Annotated in this window: 8 protein-coding genes, 2 rRNA genes and 2 pseudogenes; 8 read left to right on the top strand and 4 right to left on the bottom strand. The window is 42.8% G+C overall.

Features of this window, described 5'->3' with window-relative positions; translation table 11 throughout:
* Positions 1-91: 91 nt before the first annotated feature.
* Positions 92-385, bottom strand: coding sequence for a YggT family protein (locus I8748_RS28405; protein ID WP_198127847.1), 294 nt, complete (start codon positions 383-385; stop codon positions 92-94).
* Positions 386-782: 397 nt separating this feature from the next.
* Here I8748_RS28405 and psbX point away from each other — a divergent pair, with 397 nt between their 5' ends.
* The 4 genes from psbX (at position 783) to I8748_RS28385 (ending at position 3,330) form a co-directional block, all read left to right on the top strand.
* The gene (gene psbX, locus I8748_RS28400) at positions 783-902 is read left to right on the top strand and encodes a photosystem II reaction center X protein (RefSeq protein ID WP_096555983.1); all 120 of its coding nucleotides are present in this window, start codon (positions 783-785) and stop codon (positions 900-902) included.
* A 261-nt stretch (positions 903-1,163) separates the two neighbouring features.
* Positions 1,164-2,075 carry a Ycf66 family protein gene (locus tag I8748_RS28395; protein WP_198127846.1) on the top strand — a complete coding sequence of 304 codons (912 nt, stop codon included), beginning with the start codon at positions 1,164-1,166 and terminating at the stop codon, positions 2,073-2,075.
* A gap of 54 nt (positions 2,076-2,129) precedes the next feature.
* Entirely contained in the window at positions 2,130-2,693 is a 564-nt protein-coding gene (locus I8748_RS28390; RefSeq protein WP_198127845.1) for a TolB family protein, read from the top strand.
* Positions 2,694-2,814: 121 nt separating this feature from the next.
* The gene (locus I8748_RS28385; protein WP_198127844.1) at positions 2,815-3,330 is read left to right on the top strand and encodes a TolB family protein; all 516 of its coding nucleotides are present in this window, start codon (positions 2,815-2,817) and stop codon (positions 3,328-3,330) included.
* Between the two features lie 76 nt (positions 3,331-3,406).
* On the opposite strand, the gene I8748_RS28380 is transcribed toward I8748_RS28385, so the two are convergent.
* Positions 3,407-4,414, bottom strand: coding sequence for a succinate dehydrogenase/fumarate reductase iron-sulfur subunit (locus tag I8748_RS28380; protein WP_198127849.1), 1,008 nt, complete (start codon positions 4,412-4,414; stop codon positions 3,407-3,409).
* A gap of 1,452 nt (positions 4,415-5,866) precedes the next feature.
* Between I8748_RS28380 and I8748_RS28375 the strand changes: the two genes are divergently transcribed.
* From I8748_RS28375 to I8748_RS28360, 4 genes and pseudogenes are all read left to right on the top strand, one after another.
* Complete coding sequence (locus tag I8748_RS28375; protein ID WP_096555973.1) at positions 5,867-6,304, top strand: AbrB family transcriptional regulator; 438 nt, start codon at positions 5,867-5,869, stop codon at positions 6,302-6,304.
* Between the two features lie 191 nt (positions 6,305-6,495).
* Positions 6,496-7,377: a CPBP family intramembrane glutamic endopeptidase gene (locus I8748_RS28370; protein ID WP_318781291.1), complete on the top strand. Its 882-nt coding sequence runs from the start codon at positions 6,496-6,498 to the stop codon at positions 7,375-7,377.
* A 102-nt stretch (positions 7,378-7,479) separates the two neighbouring features.
* Positions 7,480-7,665: pseudogene (locus I8748_RS28365) on the top strand (NAD-binding protein); the annotation flags it as partial.
* Between the two features lie 219 nt (positions 7,666-7,884).
* A pseudogene (locus tag I8748_RS28360) lies at positions 7,885-8,688 on the top strand (IS701 family transposase); the annotation flags it as partial.
* 50 nt (positions 8,689-8,738) lie between these two features.
* Here the strand turns inward: I8748_RS28360 and rrf are convergent.
* Both rrf and I8748_RS28350 read right to left on the bottom strand, forming a co-directional pair.
* A 5S ribosomal RNA gene (gene rrf / locus I8748_RS28355) occupies positions 8,739-8,856 on the bottom strand.
* A gap of 132 nt (positions 8,857-8,988) precedes the next feature.
* Positions 8,989-9,534 (bottom strand): 23S ribosomal RNA (locus I8748_RS28350); the annotation flags it as partial.

The following is a 9,534-nucleotide window of genomic DNA, read 5'->3' as shown; positions in this document are numbered from 1 at the left end:
GAGATGGGGGGATGGGGAGATGGGGGAGAAATTACTAATGCCCAATGCCCAATGCCCAATGCCCCATGCCCCATGCCCCATGCTCAATTCCCTAACTTACACGAGACAGCATGGTGAGTATTCCTTGCTGACCTAGAAGAATTTCGCGCACCAAACTAAAAATCCCTACCCAAATAATCGGGGTGATATCCACCCCGCCTATGGGTGGTACTAGCTTTCGCAACGGCACCAAAAAAGGTTCAGTGGGCCAAGCTATGAGGTTAAATGGCAAACGATTCAGATCAACTTGGGGATACCAAGTCAGAATGATGCGGAAAATAAACAAAAAAGTCATCAGTCCTAAAATAGGGCCGAGAATCCAAACAGTTACGTTAACACCAGTCATGGGTTTGAACTACCATCTGTGAATAAAAAACGCGCTGGGCTAAAGCCAGAAAGTTTTAAGCTTTGTAAAGCACTCTCTACATATATTTTATTTCAATCACTGACTTGAAAGTGCTGAGTGCTGAGTTAAGAGTGAGGAGTTAAGAGTGAGGAGTTAAGAGTTATTTTTCCCTGCTCCCCTGTGCCCCTAATCCCCACTCTCTTTCGGTCGTGGGGACCCCGAGATCCCCTGCTCCCCTGCTCCCCATCTCCCCCACTCCCTAACGCCACTTGCTCCACTTGGGGAGACCCCAAGACCGCAGTGGCTTCTCCCTATTCACTACTCCCTACTAACTTGGAAAGGAAGTGATACACCATATTAGAATTATGATGAAGTGTGTAAAAAAAGGTTGAGAACTATGACGCCTGCTTTAGCAAATTTTCTTTGGAGTCTGTTTTGGGGTACTGTAATTGTCGTTATCCCTGCTACTGTTGGTTTAATTTTCATTAGCCAAAAAGATAAGATCCAACGTTCATAATCCTTGGAGGAGTCAGTTCGACTCTTACAACTGATTGTCTGTCAGCTATCTACCGAAATTCAGCCAATCGCATAAAATCGTCTCTGTGAAGACGAGGTATACTTAGCTGACAGACATAAATTTTTTTAGTTTTCGGTGAACAGCTTCAGAAGCTCTCTTTGCCAGATGCTCTGAAGCTTTAATATATTATCCTTGTGACTAATTAGAGTAGTGATTTTAATTGTGACTCGCTAACATAGATTTGATATTGGGAAAAGAACAATGCTAAATTTTGGGCTGAACTCAGCCAGTGTTCTGGCTCAGGTCAATGTTGGGACGAACTCAGCCAGTATTCTAGGAATTGTCCTGGCTGTGGCTGGGGCAGCACTGTATTTTCTTCGCACTGTGCGTCCAGAACTGTCCCGAGATCAAGATATATTTTTTGCCGCAGTGGGTTTACTCTGCGGGTTCATTCTCATCTTTCAAGGATGGCGCTTAGACCCGATTTTGCAATTTGGTCAGCTGCTTTTAGTAGGTACAACTGTATTTTTTGCAGTTGAAAGTATTCGCTTAAGAGGTATAGCCACCCAACAAGCCAAACGCAACACTCCAATCGTGGACTCAGAGCGAGAAGTGAGTAGCAAGTATTCCTACAATAGGAATAGGTATGAGGCTCGGGTAGAGGCAGAGTTAGAACCACTGCCTTATGAGGAAGAAGAAGACGAAGATCGTCCTGTGCGTCGCAGGATTCGAGGAAGCAGTGAAGAACGTTCATCTCGTGATGACTACTACGAGGATCAACCACCCCGTCGTTCAGAACGCCGTAATACTGGGACTGAAAGAAAAGACTCAGGCGATAGAAGCCGTCGCCGTACTTCTGGGCGTCCAGTGAGTCGTCCTGCTGATAGTTATGATGAAGATTGGGGTTCTTCCTCCAGGGAAGTTGAGGATTGGGAAAGTTCTAGCGGCGGAGTCAGAAAACCTTCTCGTCGTGGTAATAATGCGCCTGTGCGCCCAGAAAGCCGAGAGGATGACGTTGCTCCCAGACCAAGAAGACGGCGTTCTCCTAGTGACTCAGCTCCTCGCAGAGAGCGCGTAGATGATGAGGCAATACCAACTGACTATGTACCATACAACCCGATTGAAACACCAGAAGAGAAACCAGATAATCCTAACAATTTTGACGATGTTTAAATTACCTCGGATGGATGTAAGCTAAAAGGCGATAAAAAACAGTAAACAGTCGAGGTGAAAAAATTTACACCGGAATTTTGGCTCCAAAGACTAATTCATTGGAGCCTGATTTTTAGCTTTACAAGTTGGCTTGCATCTTGTAATTCCGACAACATTCTTATTGGGCCTAATTCCCTCAACAGTCGCTACACTGAGGAGCAACCTGCATTGAGTGGAAATGGGCGCTTTTTGGCGTTTATTTCCAATCGCAATGGTAGTCACCAACTGCTAGTTTATGATTTGGCAGAACAACGGTTTGTTTCCACACCAGGGTTAAATCGACCAGACACAATTGCCGAAAGTCCGAGTTTGAGCTACACCGGGCGTTATATAGCTTATATTACTAGCGACCAAGGTAGACCTGTGGTGGCGCTTTACGATCGCGCTACGCAACTGTCACAAATCCTCACTCCCGCTTATCGCGGCTGGGTGAGAAATCCCAGTATCAGCCCAGATGGACGTTATGTGGTCTTTGAAACCGCTAGCCGTGGTCAGTGGGATATTGAAGTATTAGACCGGGGGCCAAATCTGGAGTTAGATATCCCCAATGGTGCAACTGTGGGTGCGCCGCCTAATTAGATTGGGGAGTGGGGAGTGGGGATTAGGGAGTGGGGGGAGCAGGGGGAACAGGGGAGTAGGGGAGAATAACTAATGACCAATTACCAATTACCAATTACCAATTACCAATGACTAATGACTAATGACTAATCGCACTATTTTTATTCCTGTGCTTGCTTGCTTTGGTTTGTTGACTGGTTGTTTTGGTTATCCCCGCTTGCTAAGTTATCCGTTTGATCCGGGGGGTCGCAGTATCAACAGTCTAGCTTCAGAACTAAATCCCCAAATTTCTGGGAGATATATTGTTTTTACTAGTGACCGCCGGGGCAGTCAAGATGTTTATATGTTTGATCGGCTGACGCAGAATTTGATTGATTTACCAGGTTTAAATTCTTTGGATACGATCGCCTCTCATCCTAGCGTTTCACAAGATGGTCATTATGTTGTGTTTGCTGCTAGTCGTTTGGGGCGATCGGCTATTATTCTCTATGACCGCGAAACACGCCAGTCACGGAATTTGACTAATAACTTGCAAGCAGAAGTGCGTAACCCCACCATTAGTGCTGATGGTAATAGAATTGCCTTTGAATCCACTAACAACGGGCAGTGGGATATTTTAGTCTACGACCGTTCTGGGCAACAGTTGAATGTGCCGTAAGGTTAGGGAGTGGGGAGTGGTGAGTGGGGAGTGGTGATAGAAAATACCCTACTCCCTACTCCCTACTCCCTACTCCCTATTCCCTACTTCCCTCTTGTTGTTGCACAGATTCGATGAGCGATCGCACTTGTTGTGTTCCTTCTGAAGGCTCAAAGGATAGGGGGAATTTACCCCGGATAATCATTCGTAACCCCAAAGGTGCTAAGTTCAGCAATCCTCTCAAGTCTTTAAAGTAGTTACCCACGACTTGTAAACCAAATTGCCTTTCATCAATCCAGCCACCTTCTTTCACTAAATCTACTAAGACTTTCCGGTGACGAATTGAGCGAGTTTCATCAACTTGTTTGTGTGCCAGAATTTCTTGTTTGATTTTGGTGATTTGCTCTAGTGGCGCCACATCCATTGGACAAACACTATCGCAGTATAAGCAACGGGTGCAACCCCAAACTCCTTTAGTGCCTTCGTTGTAGCTTTCTAAGCGATTTTCTGTTTCACTGTCGCGGGAGTCTGCAACCATGCGGTAGGCTTTGGCTAGAGCGTGGGGGCCGACAAAATCGGGATTTACTTCACGAGCATTGCATTCAGAGTAGCAAGCGCCACACATAATACAGTTGCCAGTTTGGTCAAGGCGCGATCGCTCTTGGGGGGATTGCAAAAATTCCCTTTCTGGTACAAGTCTTGCTTTTGTACTTACATAAGGAGCTACTGCTTCTAAATTATTCCAGAAACTGCTCATATTCACGACCAAATCTTTAATTACAGGCATATTCCCTAATGGGGCGATCGTGATTTCTGGAATAGAATTGGCTCTTATTTTTGGTGGAGCAATCTGTTTTAATCTAGCAAGTTCACTCCCAACATTTTCTTTACAGGCAAGAGCTGAGCGTCCATTGATTCGCATAGCACAGCTACCACAAATGGTATTGCGGCAATTTTTGCGAAACGCTAGTGTTCCATCTTGCTCCCACTTAATTTGATTCAGACAGTCCAGGATTGTATTGCCAGATTCCGCCTCTACAAGGTAAGTTTGCACTACAGGAGCGGAATTTTGTTCTTGGCGAATAATTTTAAAAATAACTTCCATTCTCACCAACCAAAGTCTTAAAATTGTTTCACCAGCCTCAGAAATCATGAGTCAAGGCAGGTAGTTACGAAAAGTGAGCTATACTCTTGTTGCCCTTAATTCAAAGTCAGGTGTTAAGAGACTGATGAGCAAAGAGCGACTGATTCTAGTTACAGGATAACCATTAAAATTTTAGTTGTATCAGCACCACAGGCAAGATTTGTGTTAAGTTCTAAGTCCGACCGCAAAACAGCTAATTACAGCTTCACATTTAATTTACCTGTTGGGAAGTGGAAGATAAAGGGGGTTTGTCTAGAGAACGACTTATGTTTATCCCCTAAATAGCGAAAATATCCTTGACTCAATCTACTAATGGTTCTCAATACTTCTTCATACCTATAGCAGTTTCTCTAGTTGAAAAAATCCCTCCACTAGTCACGAAGAGGAATTATTTGATTATATAGAAGTGTTAAAGCGGATGATGAACATCTAGTAGTGGCAATCAAGCACTTGCCAGATTTGGCTAAATTTATTCTTCCCATAGACAGAAGTATAGAATGGCTGCCTGCTTTTTGTCTTGTGACAATAAACCATGATAAAAATCCTGACAGGTTTTTGTCTCCTCGAAATCAAGCAAATCAAAGCATCTAAGTCACTTGTCAAAACTGCTGGCTAAATTTAGATTAATTTTTATAAAACCCATGTTGCTGTACTCACTAGGGTAAGAAACAGCATTCAAAAACCTGACTGCTTTTTACCTCCTAGAGTTAGGGGATTTAGATAAAACTTCACCAGCAAATTAAATTCAAAACTTAACAACTATTTTGCTATTATTAGTCCATGCTAGTATTTAATAGAAAATTACGAAGTCACAAAACCAGAATCAATAGCCGTATAAGCGCGGCTACTGCTTTGTTACTTCGTAATGAAGAGACATGAAAAATTCTTGTCTCTCCAGGTAGGACAAACGGGTGTATGTCCAAAAGACCATATTCAAATACTGTGCTGTCCTAAGCTTGAGAGTAAGAGTGAGGAAAACCTTACAACTCAAAGGCAACAAAGGCAAGCAATGAACGTGGAAAGCCTGCAATATACGGGTTCTACAACTTATTTGTAGTAGAACTTAACGGCAAGAAATTGGGAGGAAAATCAACACTGATTTTTGCCTCTCCAATTTGTAAAGGTGGCTTAAAGTTACACAGCTACAGTAGCGCCAAAAGAGAAAATAATTTGATTTCCGATGGCGAAACATGGTTAAAAGTGCCGTAAAATCACTGAAATTAATACCTGTCACACCATGACTTATCATCTATTGTGGACAACCATAATAGAGGCACTTGGATTTTCTCTCAGCAGGAATTCACCCCTCACCCTAGAGTCACCAGTAGCTCTATGCAGATGCTAAAAAGTCAAATACTGGCATAAAACGACATTGTTTATCAGTTTGGAGAGAGTAAGGAAAAATTGAGCGTAATGACTGAAACTGCAACCGCACCATTAACAGGAAAAGCACTGCTGGCTAAAGTAAAAGAACTTTCTACTTTACCACGCCGAGAAAGAGCCAAGCAGTGCGGCTATTATACGGTTACTAAGAATAATCAGGTTCGTGTTAATCTCACAGATTTTTATGATGCGTTGCTATCGGCTAGAGGAATTCCTCTTAGTCCAGAAGCACCTAAAGATGGTCGTGGTCGTGAACCGACATATAGAGTTAGCGTTCATCAAAACGGTCAGATTGTGATAGGTGCTACTTACACTAAAGCGATGGGTTTAAAACCTGGAGATGAGTTTGAAATTAGGTTGGGATATAAGCATATTCACCTGATTCAACTTGGCGAAACTGATAAAAAAGGAACTTCACAAGATTTAGACTCTGATGAGTCAGACGAGGACTTAGAAGACGAAGAATAAATTTGCTGATGGTAGAGATAAGTTGTTTGAATATTGAATAACTTATCTCTAGCCTGACAGCAAACTGCTAGTTAGATAGAGAGAGAGAATTTCCTCTCAGGAAAAAATACGATTAGACCCCTTGCAAAAGTTACTGATTTTAGTAGAGTCTTGATTAAAAAGCAAGAAATCTATTGTGCAAGGAATTGATTGTGTTTTTTTTGTTTGTTTTAACAAGTTTATTTGAGCCATCATTCAACTACTTAGTGGCATTTATGGAAGATGCATCAGTACTAGTTGTAGTGATGGCATTTTTTATTTGCTGGGTAGGTTGCTGGTTGCCAGTAGCAGCAATAACTGTGATCGCACTTAATTTTCAACCAAGCAAATCTTTGCATCCAGAGCAAAAGTTGCCGTTAATGGTGTCACTTTACCTATTAGCTCCTCTCGTTCTGTGGGGAGTTATTAGATTAACTAATAAGTCTTTTTCAGATTACGGCTTATTAGTAAATATTTCCATACTTGGTTCTTTAGCACTGGGTTTTGGGTTGGGAGTGCTGAGTTTAGCTATTATGTTTATCTGTCAATACTTTTTGGGTTGGTGTAATTGGCAAATGTCAAATATCAAGTTAATACCATCCATATTTTTACCCATTTTATTAATAGCATTATTGGTTGGGGGTATAGAAGAGTTAGTTTTTCGCGGGTTTTTGTTAACAGAATTCGAGCAGGATTACCCAATTTGGCTAGCAGCAGCAGTTTCTAGCTTCATTTTTGCGGTTCTACATTTGGTTTGGGAGCAACGCGAAACTATACTGCAACTTCCAGGATTGTGGCTCATGGGAATGATGTTGGTATTGGCAAGGGTTGCGGACAGTGGCAGTTTGGGTATAGCTTGGGGACTACACACCGCATTGGTGTGGGCGATCGCTACTATAGATACAGCACAACTAATTACTTACACAGGTAAAGTTTCAGAGTGGTTTACAGGTAAAAACAAAAAACCCCTAGCTGGGGTGGCGGGAATTATTTGTGTCGTGGGAACCAGCTTGATACTCTGGGTTTGTTCTACTTTCCAGTTGGGATGGTATTAATTAATGAGAGATTCAGGATTGAGGCATAGACAACGCAAACAAGCGACATCTTCACTACATTGCTAGAGTGAAGTAGTGAGTTTTTGAGCATTAGGAGCAGCTATGTACGTGCTAATTGCTGGAGCAGGCTTAGTCGGTCTGAGTTTAGCTCAAAAATTGGTAGAACTAGGACATACTGTTGGTGTTATTGACATTGATCCTATCGCTTGCCGCTATGCTCGTGAACAAGTGGGAGCGATGGCTTTTGAAGGTAGTGCTGTAAGTACAGAAGTATTATTAGAAGCAGGAAAAGGAAAATACACCAAAGGCTCAAAAATGTCTAAGTGCCGCTAAGATGTAAACTAGCTCTTGGGCGTGAGCAAGAAGATTAGACATTGTTCTTGCTAATAAATTCAGTAATACGCCCAATTCTGCTCATATTTTGACTACTCTCAGCAATAAGAGCAACATTGACTATACTTGAGAACAAGAAAGTTGCTCATGAAAATGATAATCCCCTAAAGCGCAAAAAAGGAATTTAGGCATTATCTAGGGGTATTATTGGGTGAAAGTGAGAGAAAAAACCTATTTCAAATGGCAGAGAATGCTTTAGGGGTGACATACCATCGTTTACACCAACTTTTTAACCGAAGCACCTTTGGTCTAGTAGCCTAGTCAATGAACGCTGCTTAGAAACGATGAACAAGTGTAGTCAGACCAGAATTAGCAGGGGCTTTAGCTTGCTCATAGATGACTCTGGACATAGGAAAAGCGAAAATTTTACGCTGGGTGTAGGAAGGCAATACATTGGAGAAATTGGCAAGACAAATAATGGAATAGTAGTGGTAACAACGCATTTATATGATGGGAGAAAAAACTTACCATTAGATATAGAGTTATATCAACATGCTGATTCTTTAGTATAAGGAAAAAAGACCCAGAATTTGAAAAGAAACCAGAATTAGCAATTAAATTAGTAGACTTGACTTGAAGTCGTGGTTATCAACCAGGAATAGTGATTATAGATGCTGGATACGGCAACAATACATCATTTTTATTGGAGTTAGAGAAGCGGCAATTAAAGTATTTAGGAAGTATTTAGGTGGATTAGCTAAAAATCGCAAAGTAACAGTTAATGAAAAAGACAATATCCAACCCAAAAATAGGTTAGATTAATTAGCACAATCGCTACCCCAGGAGGCTTTTACATGAATTATACTAAATTTAAATAAACCCAAAACATTATGGGTGGCAACTCAAGAAGTAAAGATATCAGGTCTAAGTGGAAAGCGAAATATTGCTATCGTCATGAGTGATGAATCATACCAAAAATGAGAGCCTTCCTTGCTAATCAAGGAAGGCTTTTGATGTTGGAGTATAGAACCTGGCACAGAGCTATTTTGGCATAGGGCAACCCCTAGACTATCGTGGCCGCAGCAGCGTTTCACCTCTGAGTTCGGGAAGGGTTCAGTGTGGTTCCACCGCGCAATCAGCACCAGGAAAACTTTGAGGGCAAGGGAGAAAAGAGAAAAGGGAAAAAATTTACCTTTACCGTTTACCCTTTAACCTTTTCCCTTGTTCACAACCCTGAAGACTGCAAGCAACGCGAAGTTAGCTGTACCAATGTATTGTGAGGTCAAGCCCTCGGTCTGTTAGCACGGCTCGGCTACGTACATTACTGCACTTCCACCTACCGCCTATGAACGGGTGTTCTGCCCGTGACCTTACCTACTTATGTAGTGAGAGCACTCATCTTGAGGTGGGCTTCCCACTTAGATGCTTTCAGCGGTTATCCGCTCCGCACTTGGCTACCCAGCGTCTACTCCTGGCGGAATAACTGGTACACCAGCGGTGCGTCCTTCCCGGTCCTCTCGTACTAAGGAAGGCTCCTCTCAATGCTCTTACGCCTGCACCGGATATGGACCGAACTGTCTCACGACGTTCTGAACCCAGCTCACGTACCGCTTTAATGGGCGAACAGCCCAACCCTTGGGACGTACTTCCGCCCCAGGTTGCGATGAGCCGACATCGAGGTGCCAAACCTCCCCGTCGATGTGGACTCTTGGGGGAGATCAGCCTGTTATCCCTAGAGTAACTTTTATCCGTTGAGCGACGGCCATTCCACTCTGCGCCGTCGGATCACTAAGGCCTACTTTCGTACCTGCTCGAGATGTCACT

It is taken from the genome of Amazonocrinis nigriterrae CENA67 (assembly GCF_016056305.1).
Classification (GTDB): domain Bacteria; phylum Cyanobacteriota; class Cyanobacteriia; order Cyanobacteriales; family Nostocaceae; genus Amazonocrinis; species Amazonocrinis nigriterrae.
The sequence above is the reverse complement of the archived record's forward strand: the minus strand, read 5'-3'. Positions and strand labels throughout refer to the sequence as shown.

Coding starts and splice junctions, on each gene's coding strand:
- I8748_RS28375 (WP_096555973.1), top strand. CDS start 5,867: ATGACTGAAACTGCAACCGCACCATTAACAGGAAAAGCACTGCTGGCT.
- I8748_RS28380 (WP_198127849.1), bottom strand. CDS start 4,414: ATGGAAGTTATTTTTAAAATTATTCGCCAAGAACAAAATTCCGCTCCT.
- I8748_RS28405 (WP_198127847.1), bottom strand. CDS start 385: ATGACTGGTGTTAACGTAACTGTTTGGATTCTCGGCCCTATTTTAGGA.
- psbX (WP_096555983.1), top strand. CDS start 783: ATGACGCCTGCTTTAGCAAATTTTCTTTGGAGTCTGTTTTGGGGTACT.
- I8748_RS28395 (WP_198127846.1), top strand. CDS start 1,164: ATGCTAAATTTTGGGCTGAACTCAGCCAGTGTTCTGGCTCAGGTCAAT.
- I8748_RS28385 (WP_198127844.1), top strand. CDS start 2,815: ATGACTAATCGCACTATTTTTATTCCTGTGCTTGCTTGCTTTGGTTTG.